Origin of the sequence: Paenibacillus sp. FSL M8-0334, from assembly GCF_038000405.1 — a bacterium.
Classification (GTDB): Bacteria; Bacillota; Bacilli; order Paenibacillales; family Paenibacillaceae; genus Paenibacillus_AQ; species Paenibacillus_AQ campinasensis.
The window spans coordinates 1,698,380-1,714,109 of the sequence record NZ_JBBOCH010000001.1 but is presented as its reverse complement, the minus strand read 5'-3'; the positions used below and the strand labels follow the sequence as shown (position 1 = coordinate 1,714,109).

16 protein-coding genes and 1 riboswitch are annotated in these 15,730 nt (G+C 53.6%); of the genes, 8 read left to right on the top strand and 8 right to left on the bottom strand.

What is annotated here, in order from left to right:
- Positions 1–6 precede the first annotated feature (6 nt).
- The 5 genes from MKX64_RS07485 to MKX64_RS07465 form a co-directional block, all read right to left on the bottom strand.
- On the bottom strand, positions 7–876 hold the full coding sequence (locus MKX64_RS07485; RefSeq protein WP_230875599.1) for an ABC transporter ATP-binding protein: 870 nt from the start codon (positions 874–876) through the stop codon (positions 7–9).
- Between the two features lie 52 nt (positions 877–928).
- The gene (locus tag MKX64_RS07480; RefSeq protein ID WP_341035608.1) at positions 929–1,684 is read right to left on the bottom strand and encodes an ABC transporter permease; all 756 of its coding nucleotides are present in this window, start codon (positions 1,682–1,684) and stop codon (positions 929–931) included.
- Complete coding sequence (locus MKX64_RS07475; protein WP_095268045.1) at positions 1,681–1,974, bottom strand: MTH1187 family thiamine-binding protein; 294 nt, start codon at positions 1,972–1,974, stop codon at positions 1,681–1,683. The genes MKX64_RS07480 and MKX64_RS07475 overlap by 4 nt, the downstream gene beginning before the upstream one ends.
- A 21-nt stretch (positions 1,975–1,995) precedes the next feature.
- The gene (locus tag MKX64_RS07470) at positions 1,996–3,039 is read right to left on the bottom strand and encodes an ABC transporter substrate-binding protein (protein ID WP_095268046.1); all 1,044 of its coding nucleotides are present in this window, start codon (positions 3,037–3,039) and stop codon (positions 1,996–1,998) included.
- A 113-nt stretch (positions 3,040–3,152) separates the two neighbouring features.
- Positions 3,153–3,264: riboswitch (TPP riboswitch) on the bottom strand.
- A gap of 252 nt (positions 3,265–3,516) precedes the next feature.
- Positions 3,517–3,903 (bottom strand): VOC family protein, encoded by a 387-nt coding sequence (locus MKX64_RS07465; RefSeq protein WP_341035607.1) that lies wholly within the window; start codon positions 3,901–3,903, stop codon positions 3,517–3,519.
- A gap of 369 nt (positions 3,904–4,272) precedes the next feature.
- Here MKX64_RS07465 and MKX64_RS07460 point away from each other — a divergent pair, with 369 nt between their 5' ends.
- The gene (locus MKX64_RS07460) at positions 4,273–5,319 is read left to right on the top strand and encodes an EAL domain-containing protein (protein WP_095268048.1); all 1,047 of its coding nucleotides are present in this window, start codon (positions 4,273–4,275) and stop codon (positions 5,317–5,319) included.
- Between the two features lie 209 nt (positions 5,320–5,528).
- On the opposite strand, the gene MKX64_RS07455 is transcribed toward MKX64_RS07460, so the two are convergent.
- Positions 5,529–6,560 carry a LacI family DNA-binding transcriptional regulator gene (locus tag MKX64_RS07455; protein WP_095268049.1) on the bottom strand — a complete coding sequence of 344 codons (1,032 nt, stop codon included), beginning with the start codon at positions 6,558–6,560 and terminating at the stop codon, positions 5,529–5,531.
- Positions 6,561–7,131: 571 nt separating this feature from the next.
- Here MKX64_RS07455 and MKX64_RS07450 point away from each other — a divergent pair.
- The 5 genes from MKX64_RS07450 to MKX64_RS07430 all read left to right on the top strand — a co-directional run bounded on the left by MKX64_RS07450 (position 7,132) and on the right by MKX64_RS07430 (position 11,836).
- Positions 7,132–7,806: a response regulator transcription factor gene (locus MKX64_RS07450; RefSeq protein WP_095268050.1), complete on the top strand. Its 675-nt coding sequence runs from the start codon at positions 7,132–7,134 to the stop codon at positions 7,804–7,806.
- The gene (locus MKX64_RS07445) at positions 7,803–9,239 is read left to right on the top strand and encodes a sensor histidine kinase (RefSeq protein ID WP_095268051.1); all 1,437 of its coding nucleotides are present in this window, start codon (positions 7,803–7,805) and stop codon (positions 9,237–9,239) included. The genes MKX64_RS07450 and MKX64_RS07445 overlap by 4 nt, the downstream gene beginning before the upstream one ends.
- Positions 9,240–9,472: 233 nt before the next feature.
- Positions 9,473–10,387 (top strand): ABC transporter ATP-binding protein, encoded by a 915-nt coding sequence (locus MKX64_RS07440; protein WP_095268065.1) that lies wholly within the window; start codon positions 9,473–9,475, stop codon positions 10,385–10,387.
- Positions 10,384–11,100 carry an ABC transporter permease gene (locus MKX64_RS07435; RefSeq protein ID WP_341035606.1) on the top strand — a complete coding sequence of 239 codons (717 nt, stop codon included), beginning with the start codon at positions 10,384–10,386 and terminating at the stop codon, positions 11,098–11,100. The genes MKX64_RS07440 and MKX64_RS07435 overlap by 4 nt, the downstream gene beginning before the upstream one ends.
- Before the next feature lies 1 nt (position 11,101).
- Entirely contained in the window at positions 11,102–11,836 is a 735-nt protein-coding gene (locus MKX64_RS07430; protein ID WP_095399062.1) for an ABC transporter permease, read from the top strand.
- Between the two features lie 162 nt (positions 11,837–11,998).
- On the opposite strand, the gene MKX64_RS07425 is transcribed toward MKX64_RS07430, so the two are convergent.
- Both MKX64_RS07425 and MKX64_RS07420 read right to left on the bottom strand, forming a co-directional pair.
- Positions 11,999–12,838, bottom strand: a complete 840-nt coding sequence (locus MKX64_RS07425; protein ID WP_341035605.1) for a Gfo/Idh/MocA family protein — start codon at positions 12,836–12,838, stop codon at positions 11,999–12,001.
- Positions 12,839–12,870: 32 nt separating this feature from the next.
- Entirely contained in the window at positions 12,871–13,956 is a 1,086-nt protein-coding gene (locus tag MKX64_RS07420) for a Gfo/Idh/MocA family protein (RefSeq protein ID WP_095268055.1), read from the bottom strand.
- Positions 13,957–14,337: 381 nt separating this feature from the next.
- On the opposite strand from MKX64_RS07420, the gene MKX64_RS07415 reads away from it, so the two are divergent.
- Positions 14,338–15,057 carry a Crp/Fnr family transcriptional regulator gene (locus MKX64_RS07415; RefSeq protein WP_341035604.1) on the top strand — a complete coding sequence of 240 codons (720 nt, stop codon included), beginning with the start codon at positions 14,338–14,340 and terminating at the stop codon, positions 15,055–15,057.
- 137 nt (positions 15,058–15,194) lie between these two features.
- Positions 15,195–15,524, top strand: a complete 330-nt coding sequence (locus tag MKX64_RS07410) for an antibiotic biosynthesis monooxygenase family protein (protein ID WP_095268056.1) — start codon at positions 15,195–15,197, stop codon at positions 15,522–15,524.
- Positions 15,525–15,730 lie beyond the last annotated feature (206 nt).

Sequence of the window (15,730 nt, the reverse complement as noted above, 5' to 3'; positions counted from 1 at the left end):
GACCCGTCACGTCGAGACCTGCTGCCTCTTCTGCTGTTCCTGTCGCATGATGGACGAGATGTCAGACTTAAGCGCCAGGAACGCAGGATCGGTTAAGATATCCTCCCGCCTTGGGCGGGGGAACGGCACCTCGATCTTCTGGAGCACGGTGCCCGGCCGGGCTGACAATATATAAATGCTGTCGGAGAGCAGCAGCGCTTCTTCGATATGGTGCGTGATCATCAGCACAGAGCGCCTCGTATCCTCCCAGATGTCCAGCAGCCAGTGCTGCATCTCGCTCCGGGTCAGCGCATCCAGGGCGCTGAACGGCTCGTCAAGGCACATGACCTCCTGCGGGCTCATCAGGGCGCGCAGGAAGGAGGCCCGCTGCTGCATGCCCCCGGAGAGCGTATGCGGGTAGGCCTTCTCGAAGCCGCCGAGCCCGGCCCGCTCGATCCATTGGCGCGCATTCGCCCGCGCCTGCGTTTTGGATACGCCGCGAAGCTCCTCGGGCAGCATGACGTTGTCTTCGACCGTACGCCACGGAAACAGTGCAGGCTGCTGGGGCATGTAGGCGATGAGGCCCTTCTGGCCCGTTACGTCCCGGCCGTCCATATGAACAGAACCGGCACCCGGAGGCATCAGCCCGCCGATGATGTGGAACAACGTGCTTTTTCCGCTGCCGGAGGGACCGATAATGGAGACGAATTCTCCTGGCTGTACAGCGAGCGACAGATCGTCCAGCACCTGCATCTCCCCGCGCCGCTGACGAAACGCCTTGCGAATATGACGGACCTCAAGTGCGGGATTATCCGTAGAGTCAGACCGTGCCGGGGTGGATGTCCCGGATAACTCCGGGGAGCTAGAAGGGGTGTCGTTCATGTTGTTCACACGCATGCGGTGGATCTCCTTTCTATAGACATGTAAGTGACTGGGCTTCCCGCCGGCTTCATGACTTGCGGCTCCAGCGAATGAGCCGTTTTTCCAACAGGGCGATCAGCGCCACCATCAGCAGGCTGAGCAGCACGATGATCAGAATGGCAACGAAGACCCGGTCGGTGCGGTAGCCGGCTCTCTGCAGCATCATATAGTAGCCGATGCCCCGGTCAGCTCCGATCCACTCGCCAATGACCGCGCCCATGACCGAATAGGTGGCGGCGATCCGTAGCCCCGAGAAGATCGAAGGGAGGGCGTGAGGCAGCTCCAGCTTGGTGAAGATTTGCCAGGTGCCCGCCCCGGTCATCTTCATATAATTCAACATCGTCCGGTCTGTCCGGGCCAGCCCGTCCAGGGCAGCCACCGCTAGGGGGAAGAAGCAGACGAGGGTGATGACAATGATTTTGGGCAGCATCCCGAACCCGAACCAGATCATGAGCAGCGGGGCCAGCGCGATGGTAGGCACATTCTGACTGAGAATAAGCAGCGGATACAGTGCCTTTCGAAGCATTGGAATAAGATGCAGCGCCAGGGAAATGACAATGCCGGTGCCTGTTCCGATCAGGAAGCCGATCAGGGTCAGCCGCAGGGTGGCCAGCGTATGATTCAGCAGCACTGGTGAGCCGGATACCATCTCAAGCCCGATGGATGAAGGGGCAGGTAGAATATACGGTTCAATATCCCACAGCCACACGGCGCCCTGCCACAGCACCAAAAAGAATAGGACCGCCCCCACGGGCGGCCATATCAAGCTCCACCAGCTTCTCATGGACGGTATTTCTCCGTTAGCTTGTCCATACTGATGCCGTCTGGATAGTGTGCGATTTTGACTTGAGATATAATGCCTGGGCTGCCTGCCTTGACGAGCGCTTCATGCATCCGTTCGACAATTTGCAGCAGTTCGGACAGCTCGCCCTCCATCGTCGTCTCCAGCGGGTGCACCTCATATTTGACGCCCGATTCCTGGATGACCTTGATCGCCTCGTCGACATAGGGGATGCTGTCCCCGCCGTCCGGTGTCTTCGGGATGACTTGAATGCTTAACAGTGTGTTGGCCATGAGCAATCTTCCTTTCGTTAATTAAGGGGTATCCGGCAAAAATTCATTCGTAAACGCGCTGTCCGCATCCAGCTCCTGGTCCAGCAGGCCGCGTTCAAACATCCATTCGGCATAGCCGGACCATACCTCGGCCTTCTGCTCTCCCCAGCGAGGGGCATCGTCCTGATAGCGCGGACTCAGCCATTTCTGACTGGCGAGCACCAGCTCTGCATCCAGCTCCGGAACGGCCTTGATCAGCAGATCGGCAGCCTCCTCCGGGTGGTTGATCGCATATTCATATCCTTTTGCCGTGGCGCGCATGAACGCTTTAACCAGCTCCGGATCTTCCTGAATCAGCGTTTCGTTGGTTACAATCACTGGGGTGTAGTAGTCCAGCTTGTCCGAGTAGTCTTTCACATAGATCATGTCCAGCGGCTCTCCCCGAAGCTCTGCCTCGATCCCGGTCCAGGCATAGAAGATCCAGGCGAAATCGATGTCGCGTTTAACCGCCGTAAAATAATCGGCATCCCCGATATTGACGATGTTCACCTTGCTGACGTCAGCGCCGTCGATATCCATTATGGATTTCATGACGGCTTCTTCCACCGGCGAGCCCCAGCCGCCGTAGGCCTTGCCTTCAAAGTCAGCTGCGGTCTTGATATTCCGGTCGACCGGAGCGGCAAATCCGGAGGTGTTATGCTGAATGACTGCCGCAATCGACACGAGCGGAAGCCCTTGCGTCCGTGCAAGTGTCACGCCCTCCTGATAGCTGATGCCAAATGGCACGTTCCCCGAGGCGACCAGCGTATCCGTGCCGCCGGCGCCCGGCTGCACAATGCTTACGTTGAGTCCTTCTTCTTCGTAATAGCCGAGCTCCTTGGCGACGTACAGTCCCGTATGATTGGTATTGGCCGACCAATCCAGCATCAGCTGGATATCGCGCGGCGCCTCCGCGGTCTCCCCGCTGTTGCCAGCATCATTCGGATTCGGCGTACTGCCGCTCTTCTGATTGTCTGTGCCGCAGCCGGCCGCGACAAGAAGCAGCATGCATGCGAGCAATAACGCGGTCCATTTCGGTTTAATCATGTTCTTCTCTCTCCCTCATCTTCATTCTAGCTGCCTGTGACTTCACAATAATAAGAAACGCCCCGAGGATCTCGGGGCGCATGACGGCGTAAGTATTCCACGGCATCCATATCGAGCCGCAGTGTCAGGATTCCTACGCTGGCATTACCCAGATCAGGTGTAAGGGTCAGTATCTTGATGGGATACACTCTCAGCCGGCCGATTCCAGCTCCCCTGTAAGTATGATGAAGTTATAGGCTTAACTAACCGTTATTATAGACCTAATGGCTGGAGCTGTCCAGCTTGTGCGGGATGAGAGAGAGCCGGACTATTTCCAGGCGGGATGCTCGTCTTTGATCATATCCAGCCCCCAAACAGCTGCATTCGCCAGACTCGATGGGCATGGGCGCTGAATATCGCATCGATGAAGCAATACGAAAAAGACGAGACTCGTATACTAAAGCCTCGCCTCGTCGTGATCGCGCGGGGGAATCATTTTTAGCGCTGGAAAAATTCAATCCATTCTCCGTTTGGCCCATGAAGGAAGAAATAACGGTAGCCGTTTGGCAGCGTCACAATTTCCTCATCAAGATGCGGCACGCCGAGCTTCTGAACCCGGGCGTACTCCGCCTCGATCTGGTCTGTGCTCACTGCAAAGTGATGTACCGCTCCTTCAGCCGGAAGGCTGTCGTTGTATCCTTGTATAAGCTCCACTTCGGTCTCATCGCTGCCGTTAAAGCCGAGGAAGGCAAGTTCGATCACCCCGTTCGTATGCTTGACACGATCCTTCAATTCAAGACCGACAACCTTCGTGTAGAAGTCGATGGTCGCCTCAAGATCCCGCACCATAACTCCGACATGATCGAGCCGTTTATGAGATGGCATACTGGCCACATCCTTTCCTGTTCGTCCAATTTGAATCACATCTTAACATATAATTCCTACCTGTCAAGTGGGTATATATGTTCTCGCTTAACTTTTCTTTACATTTTAATGGGTGAAAAGTATCATGATTTATAGATGGATTTTTAATCCTTTTGCACCAGCAAGGTTTACATAAATCATGGGATCACGAAAGTGGGCGGGCCGCGTTCCCCTTCTTCTTTATTGCTTCAACGCTTGTCAGACATAATGCAAATGATTAACTTTGATTGTTTTGTTTTACATATTCATTACAAAAAAGCATATTATACAAAGAATTCATATCCAAATGCCGATAAGAAGCTTAGTGAAAGCTTGCCGAGGGGGATGAACATGTTGTGCGACAACCGCAGCACCTTTGAACCGTTTGAGGACCAGGGAATTGTTCAGATCAGACCAGCTTACGCAGAGCTTCTTCATCTGCTTGACGGGTGGGGCGGCACCGTGCGCAATACCCGCGAAGGGTGTGCTGTCAGCTATCAGGGGCGGGATGAGCTGGTATCGCTAATCCGGCTGCTTCGGGGACTTCCGAATGGATCAAGGGAAGAGATCAGCTTCCGCATCATGGACGGAGCGACTCCACAGCAGCACCATCCGTGGACGATGGCCGAGCAGCTCGGGCCGGAGAATGATCAATGCGATATGCTGAATATTATCCTGGATCAACAATTTACGAGCCATATGCAGCCTATTGTAGACCGCTGCGAGCAGATTGTGGCTTATGAATTTTTGCTGCGTCCGGCTAAGAACGGCAGGCCATTCCCTCCCCAGAGGCTCTTTGATACAGCACGACGTGCAGGTCTGCATTATTTTCTGGACCGTGAAGCCCGCAATGCGGCCATTGAGGCCAGCGCCAAGTGGCTGCCGAGTGGTGTAAAGCGGTTTATCAACTTTCTGCCTTCCTCGATTTCGGACCCGAAGAAATCGCTGGTGCAGACGTTTCGCGTGCTGGAGAGCCATCATCTGGACCCGTGCGATTTCGTGTTCGAGGTTGTTGAGACGGAAAGAATTGATGATATTCAGCATCTCCAGGCGATTTTTGATACCTATCGTAAACACGGCATTTCCTTAGCCATGGATGACGTGGGCGCCGGATACTCCACATTGGAGCAGATGGTGCTGCTGAAGCCCGATTATGTCAAAATCGACCGCAGCCTGATTGACCATTGCGAGCAGAACAGTGTGAAACAACAACAGCTTCAGATGATTACACGAACGGCCCATGAATTCGGGGCCAAGGTGCTTGCAGAAGGAATAGAACGCCGTGAGGAGTTCCAATACTGCCGGCAGATCGGCATCGAACTAGCCCAGGGCTATTTATTTGGGAAACCGGCGGAAAGACCGCTCAAGGGACCCCAGTCGCAACTGATGCTATGTTAAGGGATTCAACATTCATATGATATGGAAAATGATCGAGGGGGAGGAAACTTCCCTTCGTTTTTATTTATCAGGATAGTTGTGTGATTGAAAGCTTTATAGGGAGCAAGCCCAGGGAAGCACTTCTCCTGAGCTTGCAGCAGGGTGGTATAAGAGGTCGCATCCAGCAGCAACCGGCTTATGTGCAAACGATTGAATAAAGCGATGCACCACTACTTCGGGGCAGAGTGCATCGAAGATTCGCGAATCATGAGCCGGTGCGGGATAATATAGCGGCTTGGGCGGCCCTTCTCGTTAGGATTGCGAATGCTCTGGATCAATGCCTGGGAAGCGGTGTAGCCGAGGTTATAGATGCCGATGTCCACGCTGCTGAGCGGCGGATTGGACAATTCGGACAACGAAATATTGTTGAAGCTGATGATGGATACATCCTGGGGCACCTTATACCCAAGCTCGTTTAATCCCCGCAGTACCCCGAAGGCAACGATGTCATCCACGATAACAAGCGCTGTTGGACGCTCCGGCAAATTCATAAAAAAGGACATCGCACGATAGCCGCTTTCCTGCAGAAACTCGCCTTCCACGATCCACTCCTTGCGCATGGTCAGCCCGGCATCTGCCAATGCCTGGCCATACCCCTTCAGGCGGTCCTGGGACACCATCAGATTCGGTGGCCCGCTGACAAAGCCGATCCGCTCATGGCCGAAGGTAATCAGGTGTTTGGTCGCATCATAAGCGGCCTGTACATTATCCGTGTCGACAGACAGCAGATCCGGATACTTCTCGCTGCGCCCGATAAGCACGAACGGATATTCATTCGCCTTCAGGTAGTCAACGACCGCGTCGTCCTGCCTGGAATACAGAAGGATAGCTCCGTCCACACGGCGGCCATTGAGCAAGCGGGACACCGCTTCAACTTCTTCCTTCTCACTGCCGCCCGAGCTGATCAGCACATCATAGCCGGAACGGTTGGCCTGGGTGACGATGCCGCGGATAAGCTCCATGAAGAACAGATTCAGAAACAGTTCCTCGGCGGGCTTGGGCAGAATGACACATATCGTTTCCGTCGTTTTGGACACCAGGCTCTTGGCCATCATATTCGGGTGATAGCCCATCTCCTCCATAATGTCTCGAACCTTCTGCGATGTTTCGCGGCTGATTCTCGGGTGATTGGAGAGCACGCGTGAGACCGTGGAGGGGGATACTCCCGCCCGTTTGGCAACATCTTTAATCGTTACATTCATAACAAGGACCTCCTGTGGAACCGTTTGCTTGATTAAATGGAAGAAAATCGTGAAGCAGGCTCCATTTAATACGGTCCGGATCCATAGTGTTAAAGGTTTAACCAATCCTTTGGCACAGATAGAGTTAAACGGTTACAACTGCTATATTAACGTTAAACGGTGTGCTTGTAAATATACTGTGCAACAGCAGGAAGGCGGGACGATCCACGATCAGGGGGTTCTTTTTCTCCAAAAATCCCGATTGAAGTCAAACGTTTGCACAATATTAGGGGGGAATTAGCAGAGAGAGCGGCGGAAAAGAGTGGCGTAAGAGAGGGGGTTGAGGAATGGCTAAGGATGCAGCTTAAGGAAGTAGCCTGAGAAAGTAGTCCGAAGAAAGTAGTCCGAAGAAAATGGCTTGAGAAAGTAGCTGGAGGGAATAGCTGAGTGAAAAGGCTGGGTGACAAGGTTACAACGTAATGGCGAAACGAAGCACCCGTTTTAAGGGCGGGTCTGCTCATGATACAATGAATGCCAACAGGAGCCGGAGGGACGCCCGGCGGACAAGCTTGGGATGAAGGGGAGAGATTACTTGAGCGCAAGCATTTTATATATTGAGGATGACCGTGAAATAGGCGAATGGGTGAGTGAGTTTCTGAAGGAAAAGGGGTACAGCGTCACGTGGCTTACCAGCGGGGAACGTGCTGTGGAGGAAGCGGATAACTGTGCCGTTGTCATCCTGGACGTGATGCTGCCGGGGCTTGACGGCTTCACGGTGGGGCAGCGAATCAAGAAGGCTTGTCCGGTTCTGCCGATTCTGATGCTGTCTGCACGTACGTCGATTGATGACAAGCTTCAAGGACTCGAATTCGCCGACGATTACTTGACGAAGCCGTTTCATCCTGACGAGCTGGCAGCGCGGGTCGAGGTGCTGCTGCGCCGTTCGGCGGCCCACGTCGAGGAAGCGGTCGAGATCGAACATCTCCGCATCTATGTAAAGGAGAACCGGATAGTGAATATGGACTCGGGAGAGGATATTGTGCTGACAGGGAAGCAGTATCATATCTTCATGTATTTGCTGCAGCACCGGGGGCGGGTCATGACGAAGGAGCAGATCTATGAGGCGGTCTGGAACGAGTCCTACATCGAAGGAGACAAAACGCTGATGGTGCATATTCGCTACCTCCGCGAGAAGCTGGAGCGAGATCCGGCAGCTCCGGCCATTATTGAGACCGTCCGCGGGCTCGGGTACCGGGTGAGAGCATGAAGTGGCGGAAAACCAAGGGGAGATTTCGCAACTCGCTGACTTCCCGGTATTTGCTGCTGATTATGGCTGCGATGATGTTTATGCCGATCGTGATGCCGCTGGCCTCCGTATTCTACTGGTTCGTGAATGACACCTTCTCCAGAACGGTCTATGTGCCAACTGCGAAGTATACGAGCGGTGAGCCGCTGGTCAAGATGTGGCATGCCGAAGCGGCGAAGCTCGGCGGCGCGTCCGCGGAGCACATCGGTCAGAGGCTTGGTGAACTTCGAGAGGAATATCCGGAGTTGTCCATCCTCTGGGTTGACGCCCGGAATGAAGTAAGGGTCGAGCTCCCGGAACAGCCGGATATCCCTGATACATGGAGTGCCGAGTATACGGTGCAGTTCATGAAGACCGCCGTGGGCAACGATCCGTTCACGGTGGTGGCTTTTATCGGGGGCGACGAGGGCAGCGGCCAGGGGTTCATGGTGATGCGGATTCCGAGACAATATATTAGCGTTCAGCAGCCTTTTGCCAGTGAGACGACCATCTATGCCGCCTTCATGGCCGGATTGTCGCTATTGTTCATTCTTGTCTCCTGGCTGTTCTTCGTTGGCATCCGGAGGAGGCTGATCCGCTTGCGCAAGGCGATGACATCGCCGCACTCTGAGACGGGCATCCCGCAGCCGGTTCAACTCACGAAGCGGGACGAGATCGGCCAGCTGGAGGAAGGGTATAACGATATGGTGCAGCAGCTGAAGATTGGCCTGCGCCGCCAGCGTGAGGAAGAGGAGCTGCGCAAAGCGCTCATCGCCAATTTGTCCCATGATTTGCGGACGCCGCTCACTGTGATACGAAGCCATATTTTTTCGATTGGGAAGGAGCAGCTGAGCGAGAAAGGGCAGGAGTCACTGGCGCTGATGGAATCGAAGATCGGGGATCTGGGGGAGCTGATTGACAATCTGTTGTCCTATAATCTGCTGACCAGCGGCCGGATTGAGCTGAAGCTTTCGCCGGTGGATATATTGCGGCTGGTGAGGGAGAGCGCGGCAGCCTGGTATCCGGTATGGGAGAAGTCGGGGATTGAGCCTGACATTGACCTTGAAGGAGAGCCGGTCGTGTGGGATGTAGATGAACTGTGGTTCCGGCGCATCGTGGATAATCTGTTCCAAAATGTTGTGCGTCACGCTAAAGCGGGAGGTTATATCGGCATTCGAATGGCCGGGCGTGAGGACGGTGAGCGGATGCTGGTCATCTCGGACAGAGGGCCTGGGATGAATGCGGACTCCGAGCACAAGGGTACAGGCATCGGCCTGGCCATCGTTGAACATCTTGCCAGAGAGATGGGGCTGGACTATGAGATCGTCAGCTCGGCTGCGGGCTCGGCGGTAAGGGTGTGGCGGAAGTCGAATCCCCTTCTGACGAATGCTGCGTCTGATGACACTTCCTTGTAACTGATCAAGACACAGTGAACAGCCTGTCACGAGGTCCTCGAACACGTCATGAGGACAGCGGTGCGGGGCATTATACGGCGATTTGTTCCCGGTAGGGCCGGGGATAGATCGCCTTTTTTGTGCGCCCGAAGGGGTGAACCGACTTGGAAAGCTATTTGTTTAAATCAAATTTAAACTTCGGGGCGACCGTCATTTAACCTGGGGCAGGTAGGATAGTTCTCGAGGTGATTGATGTGACGGACATGGTCATACAGACAAAAGGATTGTATAAATTGTACAAAAAACGCGCAGCGGTGGAGGATCTCAACCTGGAAATCGCGCGCGGCGACATTTACGGGTTTCTCGGACCGAACGGAGCGGGCAAAACAACGACAATCCGCATGCTGCTCGGGCTGATTCAGCCAACGCGCGGCTCCATCCATCTGTTCGGCAAGGATTTGAAAAAGGAGAAGATGGACATTCTGCGGCGGACAGGCTCGCTGGTCGAATACCCGTCCTATTACGGGCATTTAACCGCGATTGAAAATTTGGAGACGATCCGCCGCATTACGGGCGGGCCCAAAGCTCGCATCGCTGAGGTGCTGGACATCGTCTCGCTGACCAAGGAAGCCAAGCGGCCGGTCAAGGGCTACTCCCTCGGCATGAAGCAGCGGCTCGGCATTGCTGCAGCGCTGCTGAATCATCCAGAGCTGCTCATTCTGGATGAGCCGACCAACGGACTGGACCCTTCGGGGATTCAGGAAATCCGCGAGCTCATTAAACAGATGCCGCGTCAATTCGGCATCACAGTGCTGGTATCCAGCCACCTGCTCAGCGAGGTGGAACTGATGGCCGACAAGGTAGGCATCATTCGCGAGGGGCGGCTGGTGTATCAGGATACGATCACCAATCTGACCGCTGCCGCGTCGAGCGGCTTCCGCCTGTCGGTCTCTGAGCCGGAAGCGGCGCTGATGCACGCGCTTGAGCTCGGCTGCTCCGGCGTGCTGAATCGCGGAATGATGGAGCTTGGGGCCATGAGCGATGCGAAGGTGGCGCTGCTTGTCAAGCGGCTGGTCGAGCATCAGCATGCGGTTTATCGGGTGGAGGAGAAGCGCAGATCGCTGGAGGATATTTTCATGCAGATTGTCGGGGAGGGGAACCGGATATGATGCTCCGCGCACTGTCTGCAGACTGGATGAAAATCCGCGGCAAAGGGATCTGGTTTCTGACTGCGCTAGGCCCCATCGGGCTGGTGGCGATGCAGGGCTTGAATTTTGGCCTGCGGTATGATTACCTGATGAATCAATATGCGGATGACCCGTGGGACGGGCTGCTTCATAATATTGCGAATTTTGTACCGATTGCGCTGTTTCTCGGCATCACGCTGATCAGCTCGCTGATGGCGAATGTAGAGCACCAGCTCAGTTCATGGAAGCAGCTGCTGGCACTGCCGATTTCCCGAACGGCGGTATTCAGCGCCAAGTTCGTGCAGGCGTTCCTGCTCCTGACCGTATCCTGCATTCTGCTCTCCGCAGGAACGGCAGTCCTTGGACTTCTGCTCGGCATGTCCCCGCAGGAGATACCCTATGTCGATCTGGCGCGAGTTGGCTTCGCGCCGATGCTTGCCGCGATCCCGTTGCTGGCAATTCAGCTCTGGATGTCGATGACGCTCAAAAACCAGGGGATGCCTGTCGGGATAGGGATTACGGCATCGGTTGTGTCTGTCTTCACGTACCAGTTCCCCAACTGGATGCCGCTGAAATGGCCAGTACTTGCTTATGTTGGTCCGGGCGAAGTGAAGGTGGTCGGAGCCGGTCTGTGTCTGGGTCTCGTCATTTCGCTGATGGGCCTGATTCATTTTAACCGAAGGGACGTGAACTGATATGTCATCCTATACCCGAGCCTTGTCAGCCGAATGGCTGAAGCTGGCCAGGTCCAGACTATGGCTGCAAATCCTGCTCTGCATCGCAGCATCCACCTTGCTCGGCATCCTTGATGGAAGGGAGGTGGGGGCGTTTCGTTGGGAAAGAACCTTAACCACGATGAGCATTCTCCACGCGATGCTGTTTCTGCCGATTATGACGGGGGTCTTCAGTGCGATGGTATGCAGATATGAGCATGCCGGCGGCGGATGGAAGCAGCTGCTCGTGCTTCCGGTCTCCCGGGGGGCGGTGTATCTGTCCAAGTTCTCTGTCGTATGCATTCTGCTGGCGGTGATTCAGCTGCTGTTCCTAGGTGGATTGCTGCTGGTTGGCGTGGTGAATCGCTATGCAGAGCCAATTCCGTGGGGGATGCTGCTGCAGTGCCTTGCTGGCGGCTGGATCGCCTGCCTGCCGCTGGCAGCTCTTCAGCTTGCCGTATCGACGGCCTGGAGCAGCTTTGCGGCACCGCTTGCGCTGAATGTGGTCTTCACGATTCCGAATATGCTGGTTGCCAATTCGGCGACGTATGCGCCTTATTATCCGTGGGCCCAGCCGCTGCTGGCTATGATGCCGACCGGAGGCGCCGATTTCGGAGCCTTCAACCTGCCGTTTGAGAGTCTTATGCTGGTCGTGGTCGGCGGATTCCTACTGTTCTTTATGGCGGGGCTTCTATATTTTCAGCGCAAGGAGATATAGGGGACAACAGTGTGTGTGATCCTGCCTGTTCATTCGCCACATGCCCCTTGAAATAGCAAAGGCCGCTGTCCCGGGACGGATCGTCCCAGGGAGAGCGGCTCTTTTGCTGTGAACCCTGATCATGATAGAAGGTGCTTCGACCTTAAAGCTGTCCAATGTCTGTTATACGGGCAGCTCCACCCAGCGATACGGTGTGTCAGCAGCCTTTAAACCGTACTCAATGATCGTGACGATAGCCACGGTCTCTGCCGGATCAACGGCAGGCTCGCTAGTATGGAAGAAGTGAACGAGATTGTCGATGAAGGCAGTGAAGAAATTGGACTGCGCTGAAGCTTGCTTGAAATCCCCGGTGGTGTACCTCACTCCAAGGGTGAACGGGCAGTTGTCGCCTAAATGATTCACATTCGCCTGCCGCCCTTCTCCGAAATCAATCAACAGGGACGGGGACTCCGGCGTGCCGGTGAACATGACCCGTTTCGGGCTTGGGCCCATCAGGTGAACAATCGGCTCGATTTGATGAATCGAATAATTGGAGAAAGTCCCGGGGCCCCAGCTGCTAATGGTCTGGATGTCCCCCGCCTTCAGCTCTGCGTACTCGCTGGCAAAGCGGAGGGCGGATGTGGAATACATCGGCGTGCCATGCTTTGCCGCCAGATCAAACAAGCGAAGGGCGGCGTCCCGGTCAGGCGCAAACGTCTTATCAATATACGTTGGCTTGCCGGAAGCGAGCGGAAGCTGGGACAGCTCCTCATGATACTCCGGATTGTCCGGGGACAGGACGATCAGGTAGTCGCTTCTGTCCACCACCTCGGCGATGGAGGATAGCTGCTGCACGCCGTATTCCCGGCACCAGGCTTCGTTAGTCTTGCCGCCTTCCTTGTCCTGCTTGGCATAGGCGTAGGCCACCTTCATGCTCCCGCCGCTGGCCTGTTCAATCCAGCCCGGATACTTGTTCGCGTGAAACTGGTCAAGATGGAGATCGATAAATCCGATGGTCTTCATATCTGATAGCCTCCCTGGCGATTTGAGCTGGCTTAGCGATTGGTCTCGGCTGTTGCCGACAGGAGGGACATTTCCGCTCCTTTGTCGGAGGAGTCGTAGATAGCCTGGATGATTTGCGATGAGAGGATAACCGTGTCGATGTGTGATGGCTGCTTCTCTCCTGTCTGGATCGAGCGGATGAAACCGTCGATTTCGTTCTGGAACATGCTGCCGAGGTTGAACTTCGGCGTCGTTTCAATCAAAGCGCCGTCCTGGGCGGTGTAGAACGTGAATTCCGCCCCGTATTTCAGGCGGATGCCGCCTTTGTCGCCAAGGAAGTCGATGAACATTTCCTCGACCCCGATATTCTGGGCCCAGGCACCGTTAAGCGAGATGGTCGGCCCTTCGGTCCGAATGAGGGCGGTAACAAAGTCATCCACATCATAGGTGCCGTCAACCTTCGGCGGGCCGGCCCACATTTTTAGATACGTATAGTTCTCCATATCCTTGCCGAGCTTGGAGTATGCCTGACCGGATACGGTTATAGGGCGCGGGTCGCCGGTACAGTACATGACCACATCCAGGAAATGCACACCCCAGTCGATCAGAGCGCCGCCGCCGGCGATCGCTTTGGTGGTGAAAGCTCCACCAAGTCCTGGGATGGAGCGGTGAGCGCGGAAGCTGGCATACACATGATACAGCTCGCCCAGATCGCCGTTTTCGATCATTTTCTTAATCCGGTTCACGCTTTCGTTGTAACGGTTCACGACACCGATGTTAAGAATCTTGCCGGTTTCATGCTGGATCTTCTGCATTTCGAGCGCTTCGGCGTAGGTTCTTGCGGCGGGCTTTTCACAGAGGACATGCTTGCCGGCGCGAAGACAAGCGATGGTAATCGAGGCATGCACATCATTCGGCGTGCAGATCGACACCGCGTCTACTTCCGGGTCCTCCAGAATGACACGGTAGTCAGCGATCGCTTGTCCGCACTCATATTTCGTAACAGCTTGCTCCGCCCGGTCCAGCTGAACGTCGCAGAAGTACTTGATCTCGGCATCCGGATTGGCGATGTACGCCGGAATGTGTGCGCTGTTGGCGATGGTGCCGCAGCCGATGACAGCGATTGTAATTTTGTTCATTATATTCCCTCCATCATCACGTAGAGTTGAAAACATACGATACCTTTCGAAAATGCATATAGCTTATGTTTTGCCAAGAGTATATCATGGTGCGGATAGGTCTCGATTTCACTATCGTGTTTTTTTATTGGATTATCGTACAGAGGTGGGCGGGGGAGTGGCTAATTTAAAGCATAAGTTGTCGTAAGTATTTGTAGGGGTATAGGTTCTTGTTTTTCTTAGGGTTCTATGTCAGAAGCTTTTGTAATCTGGGTTACAGAAGAGGAAATAAGGGTGGTTTATGATGAATGTAACATTCCGGCTATAGATTATGTTATATGAGGACTAATGATTGCAGCGAGTCGAGTGATTGTCGTTCGCAGCATGGAAAGGAGGAGCACCATGTTACACGATGAGACGATGAATGAGACAATGGAAAGAGTAACCTCATTTTTGCCACAAATAAAAATATTTGAATCGCTTCCGGCAGAAATTATCCGTGAAATCGAACAATTGGTAACAAGATCAAATACGTATAAACTTTCAAATGACACAATTCTTCAGTCGCCCGGTAATGAAAAGAATGGCTTGTTTTTCGTCATCGCCGGTAAACTTCGGTTATACAAAACCAATTCGGCCGGCAAACAACATACAGTTTGCATCCTAAGTGAGGGCGGTATGTTTGGCGAAGTTGAAACGTTTTCCTTGAGCACAAGAGGGACTTATGTGGAGACGATGGAAGACTCGATTGTTTTTTCGATTCCGGCTGAACAATTTGAACCGCTTTTAGTCAAGTATTCTGAATTGTCTTTACGATTTCTATCGGAGCTAAGCAAACGCCTGCGAGATCAGGATGAATTGGTGGAGAAATTGGTTTTTCGAGATTTGCGTGGCAAAGTGCTCTACTTTCTCAACCGACTATCTAAGAAGTTCGGAATAGAAGAAAATGGATACCAGAAAATCGATATTCCCCTGACTCATCAAGAATTGGCCAATATGATCGGCGCCACAAGAGAAGCGGTATCGCTTACCTTACAGGAGCTATCCAATGAAGGTATTATCGTGACCAGCCGTAGAATGGTCATGATTCATATCGAAAAAGCGATGCAAGAGCTGTCTTGATTCATGATCCGTATGAATCTCCTTTCGATTGCATGCTTTTCAACGTAATCTAAATTACTGACGAATTATTCATCTAGCGTTATGATAAATGCCGCAGCGGAAACCCTGCAAATATGAAACTTATAGGAGGAGTAGCCATGTCCAATCAACAGGTTCAACTGAATATTCGATTCAAAGCTAAACCAGGGAAGAAAGAGGAATTCCGCAAGGAGCTATATTCCCTTATTGAAGAGATGTCATCCGAGAAGGCATTCATTAGCGCCATTGTTTCAGACGATCTGGATCAGCCGGATGACTTGATCATTTATGAAACATGGCAGGGCACCAGAGATAGCTGGCTTGCGGAAGAGTTTATTAAACCCTACCGTAAGAATTACGAAAGAATACTGGGCGATTTAATTGTGGATAGAAGCGTCAGCTGGTTAGAGCCGAAGGGCGAATGGGGAAGTCAAATAACGAATGCGTGATGACGTTCAACGGCGTCGAATTGTTCGTAGATGGCGGTATGGCTCAAGTCTGACCTTGAATCAGAAGGGATAGAGATGTCGCTTTAGGCTAATTTCCTACTAAGCCCATGTATATAATCAGGCAGAGGAGTCAATACCAGCTCTCTGCCTGAGTTTCATTCTGTGACGAATTTTTTCCACTGCTATGTCGAATCTGGGTGAAGACG

Excerpts from the sequence above, each read along its gene's own strand:
- MKX64_RS07460 (WP_095268048.1), top strand. The coding sequence starts at position 4,273 with ATGTTGTGCGACAACCGCAGCACCTTTGAACCGTTTGAGGACCAGGGA.
- MKX64_RS07480 (WP_341035608.1), bottom strand. The coding sequence starts at position 1,684 with ATGAGAAGCTGGTGGAGCTTGATATGGCCGCCCGTGGGGGCGGTCCTA.
- MKX64_RS07470 (WP_095268046.1), bottom strand. The coding sequence starts at position 3,039 with ATGATTAAACCGAAATGGACCGCGTTATTGCTCGCATGCATGCTGCTT.
- MKX64_RS07420 (WP_095268055.1), bottom strand. The coding sequence starts at position 13,956 with ATGAACAAAATTACAATCGCTGTCATCGGCTGCGGCACCATCGCCAAC.
- MKX64_RS07410 (WP_095268056.1), top strand. The coding sequence starts at position 15,195 with ATGTCCAATCAACAGGTTCAACTGAATATTCGATTCAAAGCTAAACCA.
- MKX64_RS07430 (WP_095399062.1), top strand. The coding sequence starts at position 11,102 with ATGTCATCCTATACCCGAGCCTTGTCAGCCGAATGGCTGAAGCTGGCC.
- MKX64_RS07455 (WP_095268049.1), bottom strand. The coding sequence starts at position 6,560 with ATGAATGTAACGATTAAAGATGTTGCCAAACGGGCGGGAGTATCCCCC.
- MKX64_RS07485 (WP_230875599.1), bottom strand. The coding sequence starts at position 876 with ATGCGTGTGAACAACATGAACGACACCCCTTCTAGCTCCCCGGAGTTA.
- MKX64_RS07415 (WP_341035604.1), top strand. The coding sequence starts at position 14,338 with ATGTTACACGATGAGACGATGAATGAGACAATGGAAAGAGTAACCTCA.
- MKX64_RS07425 (WP_341035605.1), bottom strand. The coding sequence starts at position 12,838 with ATGAAGACCATCGGATTTATCGATCTCCATCTTGACCAGTTTCACGCG.
- MKX64_RS07445 (WP_095268051.1), top strand. The coding sequence starts at position 7,803 with ATGAAGTGGCGGAAAACCAAGGGGAGATTTCGCAACTCGCTGACTTCC.
- MKX64_RS07465 (WP_341035607.1), bottom strand. The coding sequence starts at position 3,903 with ATGCCATCTCATAAACGGCTCGATCATGTCGGAGTTATGGTGCGGGAT.
- MKX64_RS07435 (WP_341035606.1), top strand. The coding sequence starts at position 10,384 with ATGATGCTCCGCGCACTGTCTGCAGACTGGATGAAAATCCGCGGCAAA.
- MKX64_RS07475 (WP_095268045.1), bottom strand. The coding sequence starts at position 1,974 with ATGGCCAACACACTGTTAAGCATTCAAGTCATCCCGAAGACACCGGAC.